This is a genomic window from Agrobacterium vaccinii (assembly GCF_021310995.1).
In the GTDB taxonomy this organism is placed as follows: Bacteria; Pseudomonadota; Alphaproteobacteria; order Rhizobiales; family Rhizobiaceae; genus Agrobacterium; species Agrobacterium vaccinii.
Genome location: NZ_CP054151.1, coordinates 393,675 through 417,670 on the forward strand (window position 1 = coordinate 393,675; position 23,996 = coordinate 417,670).

At 57.7% G+C, this 23,996-nt stretch carries 17 protein-coding genes and 1 riboswitch; of the genes, 10 read left to right on the forward strand and 7 right to left on the reverse strand.

Annotation, left to right across the window (positions count from 1 at the left end):
• The first annotated feature begins 46 nt into the window (after nt 1-46).
• The 5 genes from HRR99_RS16930 to HRR99_RS16950 are packed head-to-tail and all read left to right on the forward strand — an operon-like array spanning nt 47 to nt 6,923.
• Nucleotides 47-955 carry a carbohydrate ABC transporter permease gene (locus tag HRR99_RS16930; RefSeq protein WP_233123894.1) on the forward strand — a complete coding sequence of 303 codons (909 nt, stop codon included), beginning with the start codon at nt 47-49 and terminating at the stop codon, nt 953-955.
• Entirely contained in the window at nt 955-1,806 is an 852-nt protein-coding gene (locus HRR99_RS16935; RefSeq protein ID WP_111839552.1) for a carbohydrate ABC transporter permease, read from the forward strand. Before HRR99_RS16930 ends, HRR99_RS16935 begins: the two co-directional genes overlap by 1 nt.
• Nucleotides 1,803-3,908: an alpha-galactosidase gene (locus tag HRR99_RS16940; protein WP_233123895.1), complete on the forward strand. Its 2,106-nt coding sequence runs from the start codon at nt 1,803-1,805 to the stop codon at nt 3,906-3,908. The genes HRR99_RS16935 and HRR99_RS16940 overlap by 4 nt, the downstream gene beginning before the upstream one ends.
• Nucleotides 3,901-4,992, forward strand: coding sequence for an ABC transporter ATP-binding protein (locus tag HRR99_RS16945; RefSeq protein ID WP_233123897.1), 1,092 nt, complete (start codon nt 3,901-3,903; stop codon nt 4,990-4,992). Before HRR99_RS16940 ends, HRR99_RS16945 begins: the two co-directional genes overlap by 8 nt.
• Nucleotides 4,992-6,923, forward strand: a complete 1,932-nt coding sequence (locus HRR99_RS16950) for a beta-galactosidase (RefSeq protein WP_233123899.1) — start codon at nt 4,992-4,994, stop codon at nt 6,921-6,923. Before HRR99_RS16945 ends, HRR99_RS16950 begins: the two co-directional genes overlap by 1 nt.
• Nucleotides 6,924-6,979: 56 nt before the next feature.
• On the opposite strand, the gene HRR99_RS16955 is transcribed toward HRR99_RS16950, so the two are convergent.
• Both HRR99_RS16955 and HRR99_RS16960 read right to left on the reverse strand, forming a co-directional pair.
• Complete coding sequence (locus HRR99_RS16955; protein ID WP_233123901.1) at nt 6,980-8,365, reverse strand: hypothetical protein; 1,386 nt, start codon at nt 8,363-8,365, stop codon at nt 6,980-6,982.
• A 147-nt stretch (nt 8,366-8,512) separates the two neighbouring features.
• Nucleotides 8,513-10,762 carry a heavy metal translocating P-type ATPase gene (locus tag HRR99_RS16960; protein WP_233123902.1) on the reverse strand — a complete coding sequence of 750 codons (2,250 nt, stop codon included), beginning with the start codon at nt 10,760-10,762 and terminating at the stop codon, nt 8,513-8,515.
• 198 nt (nt 10,763-10,960) lie between these two features.
• A riboswitch (FMN riboswitch) is annotated at nt 10,961-11,106 on the forward strand.
• A gap of 111 nt (nt 11,107-11,217) precedes the next feature.
• Here HRR99_RS16960 and ribB point away from each other — a divergent pair.
• Nucleotides 11,218-11,859, forward strand: coding sequence for a 3,4-dihydroxy-2-butanone-4-phosphate synthase (gene ribB, locus HRR99_RS16965; RefSeq protein WP_233123904.1), 642 nt, complete (start codon nt 11,218-11,220; stop codon nt 11,857-11,859).
• Nucleotides 11,860-11,930: 71 nt separating this feature from the next.
• Here ribB and HRR99_RS16970 read toward each other — a convergent pair whose 3' ends face one another.
• Nucleotides 11,931-12,866, reverse strand: coding sequence for a dihydrodipicolinate synthase family protein (locus HRR99_RS16970; RefSeq protein ID WP_233123906.1), 936 nt, complete (start codon nt 12,864-12,866; stop codon nt 11,931-11,933).
• A 141-nt stretch (nt 12,867-13,007) separates the two neighbouring features.
• Nucleotides 13,008-13,727, reverse strand: coding sequence for a GntR family transcriptional regulator (locus HRR99_RS16975; RefSeq protein ID WP_233123908.1), 720 nt, complete (start codon nt 13,725-13,727; stop codon nt 13,008-13,010).
• 244 nt (nt 13,728-13,971) lie between these two features.
• Here HRR99_RS16975 and ugpB point away from each other — a divergent pair, with 244 nt between their 5' ends.
• From ugpB to HRR99_RS16995, 4 genes are all read left to right on the forward strand, one after another.
• Nucleotides 13,972-15,276, forward strand: coding sequence for a sn-glycerol-3-phosphate ABC transporter substrate-binding protein UgpB (gene ugpB / locus HRR99_RS16980; RefSeq protein ID WP_233123909.1), 1,305 nt, complete (start codon nt 13,972-13,974; stop codon nt 15,274-15,276).
• A gap of 198 nt (nt 15,277-15,474) precedes the next feature.
• Nucleotides 15,475-16,356 (forward strand): sn-glycerol-3-phosphate ABC transporter permease UgpA, encoded by an 882-nt coding sequence (gene ugpA / locus HRR99_RS16985; RefSeq protein WP_111839562.1) that lies wholly within the window; start codon nt 15,475-15,477, stop codon nt 16,354-16,356.
• A gap of 10 nt (nt 16,357-16,366) precedes the next feature.
• The gene (gene ugpE / locus HRR99_RS16990; RefSeq protein ID WP_111839563.1) at nt 16,367-17,215 is read left to right on the forward strand and encodes a sn-glycerol-3-phosphate ABC transporter permease UgpE; all 849 of its coding nucleotides are present in this window, start codon (nt 16,367-16,369) and stop codon (nt 17,213-17,215) included.
• Nucleotides 17,215-18,255, forward strand: a complete 1,041-nt coding sequence (locus tag HRR99_RS16995) for a sn-glycerol-3-phosphate import ATP-binding protein UgpC (protein WP_233123911.1) — start codon at nt 17,215-17,217, stop codon at nt 18,253-18,255. Before ugpE ends, HRR99_RS16995 begins: the two co-directional genes overlap by 1 nt.
• Nucleotides 18,256-18,285: 30 nt before the next feature.
• On the opposite strand, the gene HRR99_RS17000 is transcribed toward HRR99_RS16995, so the two are convergent.
• The 3 genes from HRR99_RS17000 to HRR99_RS17010 form a co-directional block, all read right to left on the reverse strand.
• A complete protein-coding gene (locus tag HRR99_RS17000) occupies nt 18,286-21,372 on the reverse strand; it encodes an efflux RND transporter permease subunit (protein ID WP_233123913.1) in 3,087 nt (1,028 codons plus the stop codon).
• The gene (locus HRR99_RS17005) at nt 21,369-22,607 is read right to left on the reverse strand and encodes an efflux RND transporter periplasmic adaptor subunit (protein WP_233123914.1); all 1,239 of its coding nucleotides are present in this window, start codon (nt 22,605-22,607) and stop codon (nt 21,369-21,371) included. The genes HRR99_RS17000 and HRR99_RS17005 overlap by 4 nt, the downstream gene beginning before the upstream one ends.
• A 367-nt stretch (nt 22,608-22,974) precedes the next feature.
• Nucleotides 22,975-23,979, reverse strand: a complete 1,005-nt coding sequence (locus tag HRR99_RS17010; protein ID WP_233123916.1) for an esterase-like activity of phytase family protein — start codon at nt 23,977-23,979, stop codon at nt 22,975-22,977.
• Nucleotides 23,980-23,996: the final 17 nt, after the last annotated feature.

A 23,996-nucleotide genomic window follows, 5' to 3' on the forward strand; every position in this document is an offset into this window, starting at 1 on the left:
CAGGTACCCGGCTGCTATTTTATATATATTTTTAAAAGGTGCCGCCGTGAGCAACGCCGTTTCACCATCGCCCAGTTTCTGGAAGCGCAATCAGCAAAAACTAGCGCCCTGGCTGTTTCTGGCCCCCGGCCTGCTGATGTTCATCCTTTATGTTCTGGTGCCAATTTTCGAATCCATCTGGATCAGTTTTCACGACTGGGACGGAATGGGCGAGATGAGCTGGGTAGGCTTTGGCAATTATGCCGAGCTGCTTCAGGACGACACCTTCTACGTCTCGCTGAAAAACAACATCATCTGGCTGGTGCTGTATCTCCTGTCCATTCCCGCGGGCTTGGCGGTCGCTCTGTTTCTGAACCAGAATGTGCGAGGCATCCGCCTTTACAAATCGCTGTTCTTCTTCCCCTTCGTCATCAGCCAGGTGGTTGTGGGGTTGATGTTCACATGGTTCTATGCACCGGATTTCGGGCTGTTTTCCAAGCTGCTAGAATGGCTCACCGGCCAGCAGATCGCTATCCTCGCTGACGAAAACTACGTGACCTACGGCATCATCGTTGCAGGTCTGTGGCCACAGACGGCCTATTGCATGATCCTCTATCTGACCGGCCTCAACAACATCAATCCCGAGCAGGTGGAAGCGGCGCGTATGGATGGTGCCAAGGGCTTCAAGCTGTTGTGGAACATCATTCTGCCGCAGCTGGCACCGGCAACCTTCATCGCCATGGTGGTCACCGTGATCGGCTCGCTGCGCTCCTTCGACCTCGTCTCGGTCATGACAGCTGGCGGCCCCTACGGCTCAAGCTCGGTGCTCTCCTATTTCATGTATGAGCAGGCGCTTTCGGAATATGGTTTCCGCATGGGCTATGGCGCAGCCATCGCCGTCGTCCTCTTCCTCATCATGATGATCTTCATCACGCTCTTCATCGTGCGCATGCTGAGCCAGGAAAGGAATTCCTGATGTTCCCCGCACCCATTCAGACAGCCTCACCTTTCATTCGTTGGGGTTACAAGATCGTGCTGCCGATTGCACTTATTCTCTGGCTTTTGCCATTGATCGGCGTGGCGATCACCTCCGTCAGACCCGCAGGCGACTTTGCCGCCGGCAATTATTTCGGCATTCCCTCCGGTTTTGCAGGTGTTGAAAACTACACGGCAGTCTTCCGGGATTCGCCTATTGGCCTTTATATTCTGAACTCGTTCAAGGTCACGATCCCGACCGTCATCGGCGCGGTCGCGCTGTCATGCCTCACCGGCTTTGCGCTGGCGGTCTACAAGTTCAAGGCCAATCTGCTGCTGTTCTTCATGTTCGTGGCTGGCAACTTCATTCCGTTCCAGATCCTGATGGTGCCGGTGCGTGACATGACGCTGCGGGCCGGTCTTTACGACACCACCATGGGCCTCGTGCTGTTCCATGTCGCCTTCCAGACCGGGTTCTGCACGCTGTTCATGCGCAATTTCATCAAGGGACTGCCCTTCGCGCTGATCGAATCCGCGCGTGTCGAAGGCGTCTCGGAATGGAAGATTTTCCGTTACATCGTGTTGCCGCTGATGCGTCCCGCCATCGCAGCGCTGTCAGTTCTCGTCTTCACCTTCGTCTGGAATGACTACTTCTGGGCAACGGTTCTCGTGCAGGGACAGCACGCCATGCCGGTGACCGCCGGTCTCTATTCGCTGAACGGACAATGGGTTGCCGCCTGGCATCTGGTTTCGGCAGGCTCGCTGGTGGCCGCGCTGCCACCTGTCGCCATGTTCTTCATCATGCAAAAGCACTTCATTGCCGGACTGACACTGGGAGCGACCAAGGGATGAGCCAGATCATCACAATCGGCCAAGGAAGCTTCACGCTGAACCTTCGCCTGCCCGAACTCGGAATGCCGGAAATCCTGTCTTTTGCGACAGCGGCAACGGCACCCGGCACCCTGTTCGATATCGAACGCTCTAGCCGCATTAACGGCATGGACGTCGCCGTCCCCTCATCGGTTCTGCTGCCAACCGGAGGCATGGGCTTCTTCGGCTGGCCAGCCATCACCGGCCACCGCCAGGGACGCGATTTCACATTGCAGTTCGGTTCGTGGACGGTGGAAAGTAATGCGAACACAACGATCCTGCGCGGCCACGATACCGTTACAAAGATCGATATCGCTATCACCCTGACTGAACATGCGTCCGGCTTGATCTCCATGTCCACATCGCTGACCAACCGCGCAGACACAGATTACCAGCTGGACCGCTGCATGGCGGCGACCTTTGCGGTACCGACTGGCGAGACGGAACTCACGAGTTTCACCGGCATGTGGGGACGCGAGTTCCAGACCCGGAAAGAGACGCCCGGCAACGGCATCTGGTCTCAGGAAAGCCGACGCGGGCGCACGTCGCATGACCGGTTTCCGATGATCTTTGTCGAGACCGCCGGACAGCGTTTCGGCGTCACCTTGGGATGGAGCGGCAACCACCATGTCGTCATCGACCGCACCGATGATGGCCAACGGCTGATCCATATGGGTGAGTTGTTCGAACCGGGCGAAGTCATTCTTGGATCGGGCGAAACCTACCAGAGCCCCTTAGCCTATGCGGGACCGGATACGAAGGCATTCCATGCCTTCGTGCGCGGCGAGCTTCTGGACTGGCCTGAAGGTAAAATGTCTCCACGTCCGGTGACTCTGAACACCTGGGAAGGCAATTACTTCGACCACAAGATGGACTCGCTAAAGGCGCAGGCAACGGCTGCTGCAGAAATCGGCATCGAACGCTTCGTGCTGGATGATGGTTGGTTCGGCAAGCGCGATGACGACACCACGAGCCTTGGCGATTGGGACATCGACGCCCGCAAATATCCCGACGGTTTGAAACCGCTCGTGGACCACGTCACTGGGCTTGGCATGCAGTTCGGCATCTGGTTCGAGCCTGAGATGATCAACCCGGTTTCCGAGCTTTACAAGAAGCACCCGGATTGGGCCTTGCAGATCGAAGGTCGCCCGCTGCTGCAATCACGCACCCAGCTTGTGCTCGACCTGACACGGCAGGAGGTTTCCGATTACCTCTTTGCCAAGATCGACGCCGTGCTGGCAAACCACGCCGTCTCCTATATCAAGTGGGATATGAACCGCGACCTGACCCATGCAGGCGGGCGTGACGGCAGGGTGAAGACCTCTGCCCAGACGCGCGCCGTCTATGCGCTGATGGATCGTGTCCGCGGGGCACATCCAAACGTCGAAATCGAAAGCTGTGCATCCGGTGGCGGACGCATCGATTACGGCGCTCTGGCCCGCACCCACCGGGTCTGGACATCGGACTGCACGGATGCGCTGGAGCGGCTGGAAATCCAGCGCGGCGCGTCTCTCTTCGTGCCGCCGGAAATTCTCGGAAGCCATATCTCCGCCTCCCCCAACCACCAGACGGGTCGTCGCCACACGCTGGCCTTCCGGGCGCTGGTGGCGATGGCCTATCATCTCGGCGTCGAGCTCAACCCGTTGGAACTGACGACGGATGAGAACGACGAGCTCAAGCTCTACATCGAGGCCTACAAGCGCCTGCGTGGCGTTCTGCATGCGCCGGGTGCCAATTTCCGCATGGAGCCTGTCGATGGCCGTTATGTCTGGGGCGCAGCCAGTGCCGACAAGATCGTCGTCATCGTTGCGCAGGGACCGCAGATGGTGGGAGAGCAACCGTCACCGCTCAAGCTGCCAGCCAGCGTGACCAAGCTGGGCGGCACATGGACCATCACCAATACGCTACCGGCAAAGCCGGAATTCATTCGCATCTCCGAGGGTCAGAAAAAGCTGCTCTCCGGCAATATCAGCTTCGAGCTTTCGAGTGCTCGCCTTTCAGGCCTGCCCTTGCCGATGCTGAAACCGGAAAGCGCGCTGCTCCTCGAACTGGAACCTGCAAAGGGAGGCAAGACCAATGGCTGACGTAAGCCTGCGCAACGTCAAGAAAGAGTTTGGCGCACTCAGCGTCATCAAGGGCGTCGATCTCGACGTCAAAGATGGCGAGTTCTGCGTCTTCGTCGGCCCCTCCGGCTGCGGAAAATCAACGTTGCTGCGGATGATTGCCGGTCTGGAGCAGATCACCTCCGGCGCGCTGTCCATCGGCGGGCAGGACATGACCAAGATCGGCCCATCCGAACGGGGCGTCGCCATGGTGTTCCAGTCCTATGCGCTCTACCCGCATATGACTGTGGCTGAAAACATCGGTTTCGGCCTTCGAATGACCGGCCATTCTAAGGACATGATCGCCGAGCGTACAGCCCATGCAGCCAAACTGTTGCAGCTTGAGCCGCTGCTGCAACGCAAGCCGGGCCAGCTTTCGGGTGGTCAGCGCCAGCGTGTCGCCATCGGTCGCGCCATCGTGCGCAACCCGGAAGTCTTCCTGTTTGATGAGCCGCTATCCAACCTCGATGCCGCCTTGCGCGTGCAGATGCGCGGCGAACTTTCCAAGCTGCATCAGGACCTGAAGGCGACGATGATCTACGTGACCCACGATCAGGTGGAAGCCATGACGATGGCCGACAAGATCGTGGTTCTCTCTGCGGGTAAGATCGAGCAGGTGGGAACGCCGCTCGAACTCTACCACCGCCCCGCCAACCTCTTCGTGGCAGGCTTCATCGGTTCGCCGAAAATGAATGTGCTGAAAGTCCCGGCAAAGAGCGAGAGTGGCAAAATTATTGTGACGCTGCCCGGAAACGTGACGCTTGCTCTTGATGGTCCAGACGGTACCGCACTCACGGACGCATCCATCGGCATTCGCCCGGAGCACATCAGCGCGACTGGTGAGGGTGACGTTATTCTCGAAGGCACCGTGAAGCTCGCGGAATATCTCGGCTCAGAAACGCTGTTCTTTGTCGAGTTGGCCGATGGCTCGGAAATCTCCGTCAAGGCCGATGGCCTGGCCAGTGCCAAACCGGGCGATACGCTGAAACTCGGCATCAATGCTAGGGCCTGCCACGTCTTTGACGCGCAAGGCCGTGCCATCATTAATGGGGATTTGACGCGATAATGCTGGGTGTATGTTACTATCCCGAACACTGGGACGAAAGCCGCTGGACTGAAGACGCACGCCGCATGCGAGAACTCGGCATCTCCTTTGTGCGCATCGGCGAATTCGCCTGGTCGCGGCTGGAATCGTCCCGCGGCAACTTCCATTTCGAATGGCTGGACCGCGCCATGGACGTGCTGCATGCCGCAGGCCTGAAGGTTGTGCTGGGAACACCGACGGCCACGCCACCGAAATGGCTGATCGATGAGTACCCCGATATCCTGCCGTATGACGAAGACGGCAAGGTGCGCGGTTTCGGCTCGCGCCGCCACTATACGTTTTCCTCGCAAACATGGTGGCGCGAGAGCGCGCGCATCGTTGAGATCATCGCCAAGCGTTATGGCGAGCATCCCGGCTTGGTTGGCTGGCAGACGGACAACGAATACGGCTGCCACGACACCACTGCCTCCTGGGGTCCAGAAGACCTCAAGCAGTTCAAGCAATGGCTGCGGCTGCGCTACCAGTCGCCGGATCAGCTGAACGAAGCCTGGGGCTCGGTATTCTGGTCGATGGAACTGAAGAGTTTCGATGATGTTTCGCTGCCGAACCTGACGGTGACGGAACCCAATCCGGCGACCCGCCTCGATTACTGGCGCTTCCAGTCCGATCAGGTCGCTGCCTATGACAAGATGCAATGCGAGATCATTCGCAAGCATTCGCCCGGTCGCTGGATCACCCATAATTTCATGGGCTTCGTTTCGGATTTCGACCACTTCAAGGTCGGCGACAACCTCGATCTCGCATCCTGGGACAGCTACCCCATCGGCTTTGTCGAGAAGTTTCCCTTCACCGAAGAAGAGCGCAATCGCTGGGCCGAAACCTCGCATCCCGATATCGCGCCCTACCACCACGACCTCTATCGCGGTGTCGGACGCGGTCGTTTTTGGGTGATGGAACAGCAACCCGGCCCGGTCAACTGGGCACCGTGGAACCCGGTGCCGAAGCCCGGCATGATCAGGTTGTGGACTTGGGAGGCGCTGGCCCATGGTGCCGAAGTCGTCAGCTACTTCCGCTGGCGTCAGGCTCCCTTTGCGCAGGAACAGATGCATGCCGGTCTCAATATGTCCGGTCTGGACGAGCTTTCGCCGGGCGGGCTGGAAGCGAAACAGGTCGGTGCAGAACTGGAAGCACTTGCTGCCTTGCCAGACAGCGCAAAGGCACCCGTTGCACTGGTGTTCGATTACCAGAGCTACTGGACGACGGTGATCCAGCCACAGGGCAAGGATTTCCGCTATGAGGAGCTTTGCTTCCGCTGGTACGAAAGCCTGCGCCGTCTCGGCCTAGACATCGATTTCGTGCGTCCCGGCGACAGTCTGGAAGGCTACGCGCTCATCGTGGTGCCGTGCATGACGGAAGTCGATGTCGCGACGGAACTGGCGCTGAACGAAGCGACCGGGCAAATCCTCATCGGCGCACGCACCGGCTCGCGTGACCGCAACTTTGTCATCCCAAAAAACCTGCCACCCGGCCCACTCGGCGGGCGCACCGGCAACCGCGTCACCCAGATCTCCACTTTGCGACCCGGCCTTTCCGACGTGGTGTCTGGCGAAGTGACTGGCGCTGCCATCCGCTGGCGTGAAACGGTAGAGACGTCATCCAACGTTCTTGCTCGCTTCTCCAACGGCGATCCGGCGCTGACGGAAAATGGCAACATGCTCTATCTCGCCTGCTGGGCCGACGAGACCCTACTGACCAACGTGATGGCGTTGGCCGCCCAAAAAGCAGGGCTGGAAACCACGCCTCTCCCCGCCCACATCCGTATCCGCCGCCGCGGCAACCTAACTTTCGCCTTCAATTACGGCTCGGAAGCGTGGACGGTGCCCGAGGGGGCGACAATGGTGCTGGGCGAAAAAACGCTGGAGCCACAGGCGGTTTCGGTGTGGACATTTTAGACGATTAGAGAGGCCATATTTTCCGTATTGACGGCCCAATATGGCCTCTCCGCTGTCTAAGGTGTTGTTGGTTGAACAGATATGCCTTGCATTCGCGCTGCCATGCCAGCCATGATCATCGCAGCCATTTCATCGTCAATTTCGCGAACAAAACGCAGGGCATCCCCATATTCGCCTTTCGTTGCCAACCTGTCCGCAGCATGCATAAGCACCAGCTCACGACCATTGCTGGTCCCTGTCGCCAGTTCGTAAGCTTGGTCTACACGTCCCAATACCGCAAGCTCAGCAGGAATTGACATCATGGCAGCGCTGAACCCTATGTTGTGGGGCTGCTCTTTTTCGAGTGTTAAAATCTCATCGATCAATGCAAGAGCGTCCTCATTGGCATCGATGCCCGAAAACCCCTTCGCGACCGCAAATAGCGCGGATTTCTTCTCTTCGATGCCGCTGAGCGCAGCCGCCTCGGTTCTACCTTCCTGCAATGAAGCGAGCGCCTGGTCAGGCTGCCCTGACGTTTTCAAAGCAGCCGCAAACATCGGTAAAATTCCCAATGCTGCGGTACGTTCCGGTGCTGATTTGAATGCCGATTGCGCGTACTCACGAAACTGAGGCTGACCCGATGGCCCCAAACCTGACACCAAGCCGGTCCATATTGCGAATTCAAAGGCCGAAGCCCCATCCTTTTTCACGACAGCGACCAGTTCCTCTGCCGCTTTTGTTGCAGAGGTCGCATCTATCGACGCCCATATCTGGAACAGCCGAAGGGCTAGATCAGGCGTCATCTCGATCTCTTGATCTAGCGCGCGTTCATAGCTGTCTTTGATCGTGATCGCAGCGTCTTCAGAAAATCCTATTTCGTTCTGGGTTTGGCCCACCTGGAACATCAGTCCCAGCAACATTGGATTGGGACGGATTTTCTTACGAAAGTCTGCGATCCCGATGAGAAGAGCGCGGGCTTCGTCTTTCAGACCCGCTTCTGCAAAGGTTTCTGCCAGCCTCTGATTGAGTCCGGTCACGCTCAAACGATCGAACTCACTCTGACCCTTGTTCAACACGTCATTGGCTTCGCCGAGACGTGTCTTCGCGGCTTCGACATTCCCGTCCTTGAGCAGTTTTTTGGACAAGGTAATCAGGAATGGCGCTTTGGTGGTCCTTTGGCCAAGTTCCTCGTATAGTAACAATGCCTGATCGACATTTCCTGCTGCCAACCTGGCTTGAGCAAGTGCTAGCGTGATCCGCTCGCGTTTGAACGGGTCGATGTCTGGACCGAGATGGGCTTCGATCTCGGCAACCAGACATTGGACTGTTACGTCACGGTCACACAGGGTCGTCTCGACCACTGGAGATGCGTTTTTCGGCGGGGACTCGGGCGAAGCTGCCACTGCATTGACCGCTACAAAATATGTTAAAATCAGTGCCGAATATTTTGAGATCAAAAGCACGTCAGCTCCTATTCACAACTCAAAACACAGCAATAAAGACTAATTACGATTAATTACAATCTAAGTTTGAATTTTGCATCTTCTTTTTACATAGCTAAAGCGAATGAGCCTGACTCAAACCGGTCAGGCTCATTACCCCTCACCTTCTTAGTTTGCCTTGACCCGCAACAGCCTCAACGCATTCAACGTCACCAAGACCGTCGCACCTGTATCGGCCAGAATGGCAGGCCAGAGGCCGGTTATGCCGAGGATGGTGGTGATAAGGAATACGACCTTGAGGCCCAGCGACATGGCGATGTTCTGATAGATATTGCGCATGGTTCGCTTGGAGAGATCGATCATTCTGGCGATGTCGCCAACGCGACCGTGCAGGATGGCGGCATCCGCGGTTTCCAGCGCCACATCCGTCCCGCCACCCATGGCGATGCCGATATCGGCGGCGGCCAGTGCCGGGGCGTCGTTGATGCCGTCTCCCACTTTGCCGACCACGAAGCCCTGGCCTTTCAGCTCTCCGACGATTCGCTGCTTATCTTCCGGCATCAGTTCGGCACGGACCTCTATCCCAAGCGTCTGGCCGATTGCGTCTGCCGTTCGCTTGTTGTCGCCTGTCAGCATGATGATCTTCAGGCCGCTTTCTTTCAGCCGTTCAAGACCCGTGATGGCATCGGCACGCGGTTCGTCACGCATGGCAATGGCACCTGCAAGTTTGTCACCGACCAGAAGGACGGAAACGGTTTTACCCTCGTCGTTCAGCGCAGAAATCGTTCTGAGATGCTGTTCGGGAATATCGCCTTTTTCAGCGGCGGCTTTCGGCGAGACCAGAAATATCTGCTGCCCTTCAACGACAGCGGTGACGCCCTTGCCACCCAGTGCTTTGGCATCGCTTGCTGCGGGAATGATGACAGCGTTTTCCTCAGCCTTGGCGAGAATGGCGAGTGCCAAGGGGTGGCTGGAGCCTGTCTCCAGTGCGGCGGCGAGCCGCAGAATTTCAGCCTCGTGGAATTCGAAGGAGATGATGTCGGTGACCTTGGGCTTGCCTTCGGTCAGGGTTCCGGTCTTGTCCAGCGCAATGGCGTTAAGTTTTCCAAGACCCTCGAGTACGGCACCGCCCTTCATCAAAAGACCAAGACGGGCACCGGCGGAAAGCGAGGCTGCAATGGCCGCGGGCGTGGAAATGACCAGCGCGCAGGGGCAGCCGATCAACAGAATGGCCAATCCCTTGTAAATCCATTCATTCCAATCCGCGCCAACGAAGACCGGCGGCACGATGGCGACCAGGGCGGCCACGGCAACCACGGCTGGCGTGTAATATTTGCTGAAACGGTCGATGAAGCGTTCGGTCGGCGCTTTCTTTTCCTGCGCCTCTTCCACCAGTTTCACCACGCGCGCGATAGTGTTGTCCTGCGAGGACGCGGTCACCCGCACGCGCAGGGCGGCGTTACCGTTGACCGTACCGGCAAAAACAGTGTTATCTGGCCCCTTGTTGACGGGAACGCTTTCGCCCGTCACCGGCGCTTCGTCTATAGCACTTTCACCCGCAATGATGACGCCATCTGCCGAGATACGGTCGCCAGGACGTACGAGTATGATGGAGCCGATGGCAAGCGTTTCGGCAGGGACTTCGCGGGTCTTGCCGTTGTCTTCCACGAGTGCCGTTTTCGGAACGAGTGAAGCCAGCGACTGAATGCTATCGCGCGCCTTGCCCGCCGCCACGCCTTCCAGCAATTCTCCTACCAAAAACAGAAAGACGACGGCTGCCGCCTCCTCCGTTGCGTTGATGACAAGCGCGCCGATCGCGGCAATCGTCATCAACATTTCAATGGAAAACGGCGTCCCGGTGCTTGCAGCCATGAAGGCGCGGTGCGCAATGGGCAGGAGACCGACGAGCATTGCGAGCGCGAATGCATAGAGCTGAATTGCAGGGAAAGCATGTCCAGCAGCATAAGCAACAACAAGCGCTACGCCCGCCAGAATCGTGGTGCGCCCCTTCTTGCTTTTCCACCACGGCCCGCTGGTAGGACCATGATCATGGCCGTGCAATCCCTCGGCAGCAGGTGCCGCGTGGGATGGTTCAGCCTCAGAGTGAGCGTGGTCGTGTCCCGCATGCGCATGCTGATGATCGTGACCACAGCAACTCCCATGCTCGTTGTGTTCTTCGACGTGCCGTCCCGTCGCCGCAGGCAACTGAGAGACATCGTAGCCCAAACCGGATACCCGTTTGCCGATCGCGGCCAGATCGCTGCGTTCGTCATGGCTGACAGTCATGGTTCCGGCGGTAACGGAGACAGAGACATCATCCACTCCCGGCATGCGCCGCACGGCGGTGTCAATCTTGGCTGCGCAAGAGGCACAATCCATGCCCTCAACGCGAAATCTGGTCTGTAACGGCGTGCTCATCCGGTCTTCCTTTCGATACTTAAGAAAACCCTACGACCTCTAGTCACTAGAGCTGCAATAGAAAAATGAGGAATAAGGGCATTTTCTCTGTCTGTTTGCCTCGAAAGCCTCCGCTCACAGAGCAAATTCATTTCCCAAATCGACATTTGGCAGCAAGGTTTGCCTCTTGCATACCGGGCATGCCATGTCCTATGTTGGCTTTGTTCTCAGGGCGGGGTGCAATTCCCCACCGGCGGTATCGGGTTTTCCCGGAGCCCGCGAGCGCTTGTGGCGCAAGTCGCAAGGTCAGCAGATCCGGTGAGAGGCCGGAGCCGACGGTATAGTCCGGATGGAAGAGAACAAGGTGGCAAACCCCGCAGACAGCGGGTTGTTGTTGCGTTGTTCGCCCAAGGGAAATTTGGCGTTTTGAAAAACGCGAAAGTGCTGGAAACGGCATAACCCTTGAAAGGCAAGACATGACGATTTCGAAAATTGAAGAGGCCGTTGACGCCATTGCACGCGGTGACATGGTCATCGTGGTGGATGATGAAGACCGCGAGAACGAAGGCGACATCATCGTCGCTTCCGATAGCATTACCGGCGAGCACGTAACCTTCATGATGAACCATGCACGTGGTCTCATCTGCGTTGCCATGCCCGGCGAACGTCTGGATGAACTCGACATTCCGATGATGGTGCCGCGCAACACGGAATACCACAAGACCGCTTTTACGGTATCTGTGGACTACATTCCCGGAACGACGACGGGCATTTCTGCAAGCGACCGGGCGAAAACGGTTCGTGCGCTGGTGTCTTCAGACGCCAAGCCTGATGATTTTGCGCGGCCCGGTCACATCTTCCCGCTGCGCGCCAACCCGCTGGGCGTTCTCGGTCGTACCGGCCACACCGAAGCTGCGGTAGATCTGTGCAGGCTGGCCGGAAAATTCCCAAGTGGCACGATCTGCGAGGTGGCCAATGATGACGGCACCATGGCGCGTCTGCCACAGCTCGAAGTCTTTGCTGCCAGACACAAGCTGCTCGTCGTAACGATCAAGGATTTGGTCGATTACCTCACGGTTCGCGAACATGGTGCTATCGAGGAAAAGCAGGTCGCCTGATCACGCAAACCTGAAAATGCAAATGCGCCCTTAAAGGGCGCATTTTTCGTTTTGAGCAATGTTGGGGCAGATCAGTTTGGATAACGCGATGCGTACCAAACTTTGAAAAGATCATACTGTTTTTCCAGCTGGCGACGCTGCGATGCACTCAGCTCATCGCTCTCGTTGAAATGCAGCGCGTATTCCGTATCGCCGTTCAGCACCATCAGATATTTGTAGTGCAGAACAAGGTCCGGGCCCTCGTCATAGGTGGACAGCATGGTCAGCGCCTCCTCAAGCTCAAGCGCGTCGCGACGGGCCGTCGCGTCTCCCTTGGCTGCCTTCTCACACAAGGAAACGAGGTGAAGGACCTGTTTCGGCAGCGCATTACCGATGCCGGTGATCGCACCGCCTGCGCCGCAATTGACGAAGCCGTGGTAAACACCGGTGTCCACACCCACCATCAAGGTCAGGTCATCGTCGCCGGACGTGATGTTTTCGGCAGCATAGGTCATGTCCTGCTTGCCACCGAATTCCTTGAAACCGATCAGGTTGGAATAGCGGGAGCGGAGTTCGAAGAAGAGGTCAGCGCGGGTCGCAAAGCCGTAATAGGGGCTGTTGTAGATCACCGCTGGCAAACCATCTGCCGCTTCCAGAATGGCCGAGAAGTGCGCTTTCTGTGCCGAAACAGACGATCCGCGCGACAAAACCCGCGGGATGACCATCAGGCCCTTAGCGCCGACCTTCGCTGCATGAGCAGCATGGCTGACGGCAGACTTGGTGTTGATGGCGCCGGTTCCGACGATGACGGGAATGCCCGCTTCTGCCAGACGGCGCACGCCTTCCTGACGCTGCTCATCCGTCAAAAGCGGCCAGTCTCCCATTGAGCCGCAATAGACAACCGCCGACATGCCAGCCGCGATCAGTTCGTTGCCCTTTTTCACCAGTCCGTCGAAATCAGGTGTGCGGTCCGGCTTGCACGGCGTCATAAGAGCGGGAATGCAGCCGGTGAAAATCGTATCAGCCATGTGTCTATGCCTCGTTTTAAACCACGGCGAGAGCGCCGGAACCTGTCATGTCACCTCGTCTAACACGGCAATCAAATTTTGTCGACAAATAAAATACAAAGATTTTACGTGTGGTTTTACCTTTTGGGGCTCCGCTGAAATTTAAAGGTTGAGGTCGACGCTCTGGCGGGTATCGGCTGCGATGTAGGACCGTATTTGCTGGACGATTTGGTCGGCATGGGCAACTGCGATGCGGTCGGCTTTCTCGACATCCCGCTCCATGATGGCCTTGATCATGTCCTCATGCTCCGTCACGTAGTGGCGTGGCAGCACATCGTTGAAAGACGAGTAATAGAGCCGCAAGATACGGCGACCCTCGTCCAACAAGCGGGTGAAAAGCTCGGTGTAATGGCGATTTCTACCAGCGACGGCAATTGCCAGATGGAAATCGCGATTGCTCGCAATCATAGCAAGAACATCGCGCTCATTCACCGCAGTCTCGAATGATTTCTGGAGCGCCAGAATGCTGTCGATGTCATCTGCCTCATGCCGGGCCGCCGCAAGTCGCGTCGTTACGCGATACATGAGTGTCAGCGCATCGAAGAATTCCGGCAGGCCTAGAAAATCGATCTGGGAGACGATCGTCGCGCGGTTGGTCAGCGTCGTAATCAGGCCTTCGGCAGATAGCTTGACGAGTGCCTCACGCACGGGCGTACGGGAAAGCTCGAAACGGTCCGACAGTTGCACCTCATCGATGGGACTGCCAGGGGCGATTTTCAGTTCGATGATTTCGTTGCGCAGCGTCTCGTAAACGGTGGAAACACCAAATCCTCTGCGGTGGGTCTGCTTTTCCTTCTCGTCCAGTTTATCGCTCGCAGCCATTCGCCCGGTACTCCGCAACCCTATCGATATGTCGGTTTACGATATTCACAGGCATAACGAAATCCTTTTGAAGCAAGCGATTATGCCGCGCAGTAGCTTATGCGCAGGCAATTTGCCCCGCACAGCATCCGCAGCCTGTGAATTGTGACAAAAAATGAGTTGCGGCCATCGGCGTAAGTGATCATGAAGGATAAGGTGATTCTAATTCACCTGATATTCAGGTTCATGGTAGGGAGGAAATTCCATGAAAGCCGTTCTCACGTCGGTGACTGCTGCCGCAACTGCACTGCTGATGGCTTCGAGTGCCATGGCCGCCACGGAAATTCAGTGGTGGCATGCCATGACGGGTGCCAACAACGAGGTTGTCGAACAGCTTTCGAAGGAATTCAACGAAAGCCAGAAGGACTACAAAATCCTGCCCGTCTTCAAGGGCACCTACCCGGAAACGCTGAACGCCGGCATCGCCGCCTTCCGCGCCAAGCAGCCACCGGCCATCATTCAGGTGTTCGATGCAGGCAGCGGCGTGATGATGGGCGCGCAGGGCGCCATCGTGCCCGTAGCGGATGTTCTGGAAAAAGCGGGACTGAAATTCAACAAGGCGGATTATCTGCCCGGCATCGTTTCCTATTATTCCAAGCCTGACGGCACGATGCTGTCCTTCCCCTACAATTCCTCGTCGCCGATCCTTTACTACAACAAGGACATCTTCACGAAGGCCGGTCTGGATGCTGAAAATCCGCCGAAGACATGGCCTGAGGTGTTTGAAGCGGCCAAGAAGATCAAGTCTAGCGGCGCTGCCCCTTGCGGCTTTACGTCGACATGGCTGACTTGGATTCAGACCGAGAATTTTGCCGCATGGAACAACCTTTCCTATGGTAGCAATGAAAACGGCCTTGCTGGAACGGACGTGAAACTGGCGTTCAATTCCGAGCCTTTCGTCAAGCATTTCCAGGCCATCGCCGATCTGGCCAAGGACGGCACCTTCCGCTATGGCGGGCGGACCTCCGAGGCAAAGCAGCTATTTACCTCCAGCGAATGCGGCATTCTCACGGAATCCTCAGGCGGATTGGGCGACATCGTCAAGAGCGGCATGAATTACGGCATCGGGCAGCTACCTTACTATGAAGGCGAAGGACGTCCGCAGAATACCATTCCCGGCGGCGCCAGCCTCTGGGTATTCGGTGGCAAGTCGGATGCAGAATACAAGGGCACAGCCGCGTTCTTCCAGTTCCTGTCCCAGACCAAAATCCAGTCCCGTCTGCATCAGGTCTCGGGTTACATGCCGGTCACGCTCGCAGCCTACGAGGACACCAAGAAGTCGGGCTTCTACGAGAAGAACCCAGCCCGCGAAACGCCATTGCTGCAGATGATGGGCAAGCCACCGACGGAAAACTCCAAGGGCGTGCGTCTGGTCAACCTACCGCAGGTGCGTGACATCATGAACGAAGAGTTCGAGACGATGCTGGCGGGCAAACAGGATGCGAAGGCTGCACTGGACAAGGCCGTCGAGCGCGGCAACGCTGCCATCCAGCAGGCAATCGGTCGGTGATGCGCTTTGGCTGCGTGGTCTTGAAAGCCGCGCAGCCAAAATGACGAACGGCATACAACAGATATTCCATGCCGTTCCGCGCAGTCCAAACGCCCAATTACGATAACCGCTTCATGGAAAGCGGTTCGGTACCCTAGAATTTTTATGCCATTCCATTCGCAGAGCCGATTGCTGGACCTGTGCTAAAGGAGCCCGACTTTGCAAAGCGTCGTCTTTCCAAACAAGATTCTTCCCTACTTTTTGGTCGCTCCGCAGATCATTCTGACCGTCGTGTTCTTCTTCTGGCCCGCAAGTCAGGCGCTCTACCAATCTGCAATGCGCGAAGACCCGTTCGGGTTACAGAGCACGTTCGTTGGCTTTGCGAATTTCTCCGCCATTCTGGCTGATCCGAACTATCTTCACGCGCTTCAAGTCACAGTCGTTTTCAGCATTGCGACGGCGTTGCTTTCCATGGGCGTTGCCCTGCTGTTGGCGACGGCGGCGGATCTGGTGGTGCGCGGCAAGGGCTTCTATCGCACGATGATGATCATCCCATACGCAGTGGCACCTGCCGTGGCGGGCATGCTGTGGCTGTTCATGTTCAATCCCGCCATGGGCACCTTCGCCTATATTCTGCGCAGGAACGGCATTGCATGGGACCCGCTGCTGGATGGAAATCAGGCCATGACGCTGGTGGTTGCCGCAGCCGCCTGGAAGCAGATCAGCTACAATTTCCTGTTTTTCGTAGCAGGCCTCCAAGCCATTCCAAAATCGCTGCTCGAAGCAGCGGCAATCGATGGTGCGCGTGGCGCGCGCCGGTTCTGGACGATCATCTTCCCGCTTCTGGCGCCGACGACGTTCTTCCTGCTGGTCGTCAACACCGTCTACGCTTTCTTCGACACCTTCGGCATCATCCACTCGGTTACCGGTGGCGGCCCGGCAAAGGCGACAGAAACGCTGGTCTACAAGGTTTACAATGACGGCTTCGTCAACCTGAACCTCGGCTCATCGGCTGCGCAATCCGTGGTGCTGATGGTTATCGTCATCGCGCTGACGGCATTCCAGTTCCGCTTTGTCGAGCGGCGCGTACATTACGGTTGAGGCAAGCACAATGATCCAGAACCGCCCCGTCGCAACCCTCATGGCGCATCTGATGCTGATCCTCGGCATCGTGATCGTCGCCTTCCCGATCTACTACACCTTCATCGCATCGTCGGCGACATCCACCGATATTCTGCGCCCGCCCCTGTCACTCCTACCCGCCGGGCATCTGGCTGAAAATTACCGCGAGGCGATCTCAGGCGGCGTCGAGCGCGTCGTGGGTGTCAGCCTTGAACGGCTACTGTTTAACAGCTTCGTGGTGGCGGTCGCCATTGCCATTGGCAAGATCATAATCTCTTTCCTGTCGGCTTTCGCCATCGTCTTCTTCCGTTTTCCTTTCCGCATGGGCTTCTTCTGGATGATTTTCATCACGCTGATGCTGCCGGTGGAGGTGCGTATTCTGCCGACCTACAAGGTTATCGTCGATCTCGGCCTGCTCAACACCTATGCGGGTTTGACGCTGCCGCTGATGGCATCGGCCACGGCCACCTTCCTGTTCCGGCAGTTTTTCCTGACGATACCTGGCGAAATGGTGGAGGCAGCGCGTATCGACAATGCCGGGCCGTTCCGTTTTATGCGCGATATTTTGCTGCCGCTATCGACAACGAATATCGCGGCCCTGTTCGTGATCCTCTTCATCTACGGCTGGACGCAGTATCTGTGGCCGCTTCTGGTGACGGATCGCGCTGAAATGAACACGATTATTATCGGCCTGCGCCGCATGGTGGATTTCACCGACGCCTCGACACCGTGGAATTATGTGATGGTCACAGCGATCCTCGCGATCATCCCACCTGTCATCGTCGTGGTGCTGATGCAGCGCTGGTTTGTCAAAGGTTTGGTGGAGACTGAAAAGTAATGGCGACAATCGAACTCAAAGACGTTCGCAAGGTCTATAGCGGCAATGTCGAAGCGATCAAAGGCGTATCGCTGAGCATTCAGGATGGCGAGATGATCGTGCTCGTCGGCCCTTCCGGCTGTGGCAAATCCACCTTGTTGCGTATGGTGGCCGGATTGGAAAGCATCAGTTCTGGCGATGTCGAGATATCGGGCAAGCGCGTCAACGATCTGGAACCGGCAAAACGCGATATCGCCATGGTATTCCAGAACTACGCGCTCTATCCGCATATGACGGTGCGACAGAATCTTGCTTATGGCCTAAAGAACCGTAATACGCCGAAAGACGAGATTGACCGCCGTATCACGGATGCAGCGCGTGCACTCGAAATCGAACAGTATCTGGAGCGCAAGCCTCGGCAATTGTCCGGCGGTCAGCGCCAGCGCGTGGCCATGGGTCGTGCCATCGTGCGCAAGCCTTCCGCGTTCCTTTTCGATGAACCACTATCGAACCTGGATGCCAAGCTGCGTGTGCAGATGCGCGTCGAAATCCGCCGTCTGCAACGCTCGCTCGCCACGACCAGCATCTACGTCACCCATGATCAGATGGAAGCGATGACGCTGGCTGATCGCCTGGTCGTGCTCAACGCAGGCCGGATCGAGCAGGTCGGTACGCCGATCGAACTCTATGAAAAGCCAGCCACCAGCTTCGTCGCGACGTTCATCGGTTCTCCATCGATGAACCTGTTACCGCTCAACGGCACCGTCTGGAACGCGCCAGCAAACGGCACCATACCAGCCAATGCGGCAACCATCGGCATCCGCCCCGAAGACATCACCATTGTCTCGGACACCTCGACCAGTCCTTTCGAGATACCGGTCAAGGTGGCAGCCGTCGAACTGGTGGGCGCGGAAAGCTACGTCCACGGCGAAATGTCTGATGGCAACGCCATCGTCTTCCGCGTGCCCGGTCGCTCAGCCATCGAGATCGCAGAGACACTAACCATCACCGCCGACCCCTCGCGTTTTCACCTGTTCGACGCGGACGGAAAGCGCATCTGAGATCGCTCCCCGGTCAAAATCGGGGAGATTTCACTGCGTGACGGGCTCGGGGTGTCTGCGCGTCCACAGCGATTTGAGAAACTCCGAGAACCGCTCCACCTCCACGAAAATGACAGGCGTCATGAACAGTGTAAGCACCTGACTGACAATCAGGCCGCCAACGACGGCGATGCCAAGCGGCTGGCGCAGTTCGGAGCTTGCGCCGGTGCCAAGCGCAATGGGTAGCGCGCCAAACAAGGCGCAGAACGTCGTCATCATGATCGGACGCAGACGCCGCACGGCCGCTTCGTGAATGGCGTCGAGCGTTGGCATATGCTCGTCGCGTTGCAAGGTAAGGGCCACGTCGATCATCATGATCGCGTTTTTCTTGACGATCCCGATCAGCATCAGAAGACCGATAAGCGCGATGATCGAAAGGTCGAAGCCGAAGAGCTTCAGCGTCAACAACGCTCCGAATGCCGCCGATGGCAGACCTGACAGGATGGTCAGCGGATGCAGGAAGCTTTCGTAGAAGACCCCGAGAACGATGTAGATCGTCAAGATTGCGGCGCCGATCAGGAGGCCGGTGCTGTCACTGGTCTGCTTGAAAATCTGCGCTGCACCGGCAAGGTTGGTGGTGACGGAGGACGGCAGCTGTATCTGCTGCTTCAGGGCATCGATCTGCGCTGTCGCCGTACCCAGTGAAACGCCAGCGGGCAGGTTGAACGACAGGGTAACGGACGTCAGCTGGCCGGTTTGGTTGACCGTGACGGGTCCGGGCTTGCGGGTGATGGTCGCGAAGCTCGACAATGGCACAAGCGTTCCCGAGGAGGAGGCCACTCGTAGGGAAGCAAGGGATTGCTCTGTCCAGTCGACGGACTGATCATATTCGATAATGACATCGTAGCTGTTGCCCGTCGTCTGGATTTGCGTGGCGACATAGCTGCCAAAGGCGGCTTCCAGCGTCTTGCGAAGGCTTTCAGAGGTCACACCGAGGCTGTTTGCGCGATCCTTGTCCACTTCCACATGCGCCTGAAGCGCGTTGTCCTGCAAGTCGGAGGCCACATCGACGAAGTAGCTGCTATCGGCGCGCATGGCGTCACCCAGCGTCTGCGACCATTGCCGTGCGGCGCTGGCATCGATGGATTGCAGAACGACCTGATAAAGGCTCTGGGTGCTGCGGCCACCGAAACGCAGGCTCTGCTGCGGGGTGATGAAGGTTTTGAGACCGGCGATTCCAGCCAACGAACGTCTGAGGCTGGCCAGTGTCGTTTCGAGAGCCGGGCGTTGATCGGCAGGCTTGAGCTGCACCAGCAACGTGCCGGAATTGAGTGCCGAACCGCCGGGACCTGAACCGAGGGTGGATGTGACATGCGCGACGGCGGGATCAGCCGACAAAATGGTGGCCGCTTGCGACTGAAGCCCGCTCATCGCCTTGTAGGAAATGTCTTGCCGGGCCTGCGTCGAGACCGTCAGCAGGCCGATGTCTTCGGTTGGGAAGAAGCTGCGGGCAAGGCTGGAAAACATCCAGCCGGAGCCGACCAGCGTCAGCAGGAACATGATGATAACAACGAAGCGGTGCCGCAGACACCAGCCGACAGAGCTGCCATAGGCATCCGTCGCGCGGTCGAACAGCGTCTTCTTCGGATTCTCCGGCGGCGCGTGATGGGGTAGACGTGCGGCGAGCATCGGCGTGACGGTGAGCGAAACCAACGCCGACGACATGATGGCGAGCGTTACCACGACGCCGAATTCGTTGAGAACGCGCCCGACGATTCCTCCCATCAAGAGAATAGGCAGAAAGACCGCGACGAGCGATATGGACATGGAAATGATGGTGCCGGTCACTTCGCTGGCACCTTCGATGGCAGCCTGAAACGGCGGCATGCCCTCTTCGACCTTTCGGACGATGTTCTCCAGCATGACGATGGCATCATCCACCACGAGACCCACCGAGAGTGTCAGCCCGAGCAGCGAGATGTTGTCGATGGAAAAGCCCAGCGCGTACATGGCACCGAGTGTCGCGACCAGCGAGAGAGGCACGGCAAGGCCAGGGATGAACGTTGCCCAGACCTGGCGCAGAAACAGGTAGATGACCAGAATGACGAGGCCAAGCGTGACCATCAACGTCATCTCGACATCGCCGACGGCAGCCCGAATGGAGACAGATGCGTCGTTGACGACGTTGATGTGCATGTTTGCAGGCAAACTGGCCTGCAATTCCGGGAGCTTCGCCTTGATGGCATCGACCACGGCGACGGTGTTTGCACCCGGCTGGCGCTGCACGGACAGCACGATGGCAGGCGTGCCGTCCAGCCAGCTGCCCTGATTGACGACCTCCACGCTGTCGTTGACGGTGGCGACGTCCTGCAAACGCACGATGCGACCGTTCGGGTTGGCGATGATGAGCGTGCTGAAGGACGCGGCATCGGTGCGCTGGGTCGATGCGTCAAGCGTCAACGCCTGCGACGAATTCTGGAGCGTGCCGATCGGAGACTGGTCGTTGGCGGCAGCGAGCGTGTCTGAAAGACCGTCCAGAGAAATGCCGCGACTGGCAAGCTTCGACGGATCGACCTCGACGCGCACAGCATAGGTCTTCGCGCCGAAAATCTGTGCCTGGGCGACGCCGGAAATCGTCGATAGCGCCGGAGAAATGACGTTTTCCGCCAGATCGTCCATTTTGGTGAGTTCGGCCCCATCGCCCGTCACGGCTAAGATGATGACGGCGGCATCTGCCGGGTTTGCCTTACGGTAACTTGGCGGCGATGTCATGTTATCGGGCAATTGCCGCTGGGTGCGGGCAATGGCGGCTTGCACGTCGGCAGCGGCGGCATCGATATTGCGCGAAAGATTGAACTGGATGGTGATCTGGGTGCTGCCCAGCGACGAACTCGCGGTGATCGTATCGATACCGGCAATGGTTTCGAACTGCTTGATAAGCGGCGTGGCAACGGAACTCGCCATCGTATCCGGTGCGGCACCGGCAAGCTGTGCGGACACGTTGATGGTGGGGAAGTCGGCCTGCGGCAGGGCGGCGACCGGCAAGTTGCGATAGGCGGAAACACCGGCCAGAAGAACGCCGATCATCAGCAGGATCGTCGCCACTGGCCTGCGGATGAATATTTCAGAAATATTCATAGCGCAGCCCCATTTTGGGAAATCTTGGCGCCAGCATCTGCGCCTTCACTCGGGTTTTTCACCATCACATGGCTGCCGTTCGTCAGGCTGGCCTGACCTTCGGTGACCAGAGCGTCGCCTTCCTTCAGCCCGTCCGAAACACCGGCGAGATTGCCGTTGCTGAGCGCCACGGTCACCTTGCGCTGTTCGACGGTATTATCAGGCTTGACCACGAAGCTGCTGTAGCCGTCGGAATGCGGCTGAAGGGCCACCATGGGTACGATAACCAGATTGTCTGCCTGCCCGGCATTGACCGAGACCTTGAGCGACTGGCCGGGCCAGAACCTTTCAGCATGATTTTCCAGCAGCATGCGCAGTTTGAATGTGCCCGAGGCCGCGTCGACATTGTTGTCTATGAACACGATCTTGCCGGTGGCGGGACTATTATCGGCACCCGCTTGCGTCGGCGTGACGTCTGCGGTCAGGCTGTTGTTTGCCATGGTCGAGCGGATAAGGTCGAGGTCTGGCTCCGGCAGCACGAACTCCGCATAGACGGGCCGCATCTGCGTCAACTGAGCTACATTCGCGCCCGGTGCGACATAGGCGCCTGCTGAAAACAAGACAGCGCCCAGCTTGCCATCGAATGGCGCCCTGATCTGGGTTTGCGACAGGGTGACATTATCTGCGGCGATATTAGCCTGATCGACCAGCAGGGTTGCTGCAGCCTGTTTGGCGGTGGCGCTGGCATCACTGACCTGCTGCTGGGTGTCTACGCCGGTTTTGGCCAAAGTCTCGACCCTGCTCAGAGTGGCATTGGCGGAATCCAGCGTGGCTTGATCCTTGGCAAGCTGCGCCTGATCGCGTTGGATATTGGCCTTGATCGTTCTGTCATCGATCTGCACCAAGAGATCGCCTGCCTTGACCTCCGCGCCATCCTTGGCCAGCACATTGGCAACGATGCCGGAAATGGGGCTGGTCAGCGCTGTAGACGCCACGGGCACGATGGTGCCGATGGTCTGTCGCGTGACCGGCAACGAGCCGGATTTCGCAACGGCAACCGTCACGGTAATGGTGCGCCCGCCTGCCTGACCTCCTCCACCACGCCTGTCGCCGTTTTTAGACTGGCTGCCGCCGGATGCGTGCGCGCTTTCCTGCGGAGCCGCAGTTTGGCTCGCCCAGGCTGGCAAATAGGGTTGGAGATCGCTGCGGTAGACAAAAAGCAGAGCAGAAATCGCTGCGACTACCACAAAGGTCATAATGTACTTCATACGGAAGTCCTTTGGAGGATGTTAATCCGATGGACAGAAGGCACGTCATATGTCGCAGAGCGGACTTCGTTGAGCTTGGTCACTGAAGATCAGTTTCGCTTTACTCACTCCGGCATCATTCCGCAGACAGTATAATTCATTAGAAATGACGGTTGTACTACGCCTCGCAAATCCCGCCGAATACCACCCTCAATGCGCGACTTGCACCCGACGCAAGTGCCGTTGCTTCCTGCAACACTAAACGCTCGAAACACTGAAAACGGAAGGTGGTGGAAGATTAAATTACTGTAATCTGTGACAAATTTAGAAAATTATGAAATGCAGATTGGCGCGTAATTGCGCTGGCGCAACAGGTTCAGTCCGTCAGTCTAAACTCCAACATGACGTTTCGCTGTAAAAAAGAGTGATTGTCATCGGACACCAGAATGATGCGGCGGGTACCATCTGACCCCTCTATGACATCCATGCCTTCCATGTTGTCGATCTGGTTCGACAAATCGGCTTCGATGAGGATGTCTCCGTCCACGACCGCACCGGGCCTGATCGTGTCGCCCTTGATGCGGCGGATGCGCATGCCGACGCCTTGCGCAAAATTGAAGCGGCGCTCCAGAAGCACCAGATCGCCATCGGCGAGGAAAACGCCATCCGTGACCGAATAAGAACTGTCCTTCACCACCGCGAACAGGCCCTTACGCGGCCCCTCCAAAACGGCAGCGAAGAGATGACCTCCGCTGTCGAGGCTGGCCTCTGCCACGGTGACCATGGCACCTTTCAAAAGTCCATCGGAGGGGGAAAGCGCCAAGGTCTCCATGCCCGCATTGCGACGAAACTCGCTGTCAGGGATGAGATGCGGCAAACGCCCCACGGGCTTTGCCGTAGCGCGACCTTCAATGGGGTAGATGCCGATCCGGGGTCGTTGTTCGTAACTGACGAAGGCCTGCCCCCTGCGCAGAGCCAGCCCTTCTGCGTCCATATCGACCTTGCGCTTCGCTTCCTGCCCGTTTTCGTCCAGCATCGGATCGATCTGGACATGCGAGAGCCCGGCAAGCTTGCCGGATGAGCCACGCTCGATGGCACCACTCAGCCAGTGACCGGTGTCCAGCACGGCTAGAAAGTTCTTGCCGTCTTCCATGAAGCGAATGCTGGAGATGGCACCGAAAAGCGGCTCGGGGGACTTCAGGATCAATCCACCGACAAATTCCAGCTTCCCGAACCGGGTCTGTTCAGAGCCGACCTTGAAGGCAGAGATAGGAGTGGCGGTGACCGTAACGTCAACGGTGGACGCGGCCATTGCGGATGGATAGAGCGCCGAAAGGGCGAGCAGCATGCCCGTGAAGGCAGCCCTGACAGACGGCATCATCGCGGGCTGCCTGCCAG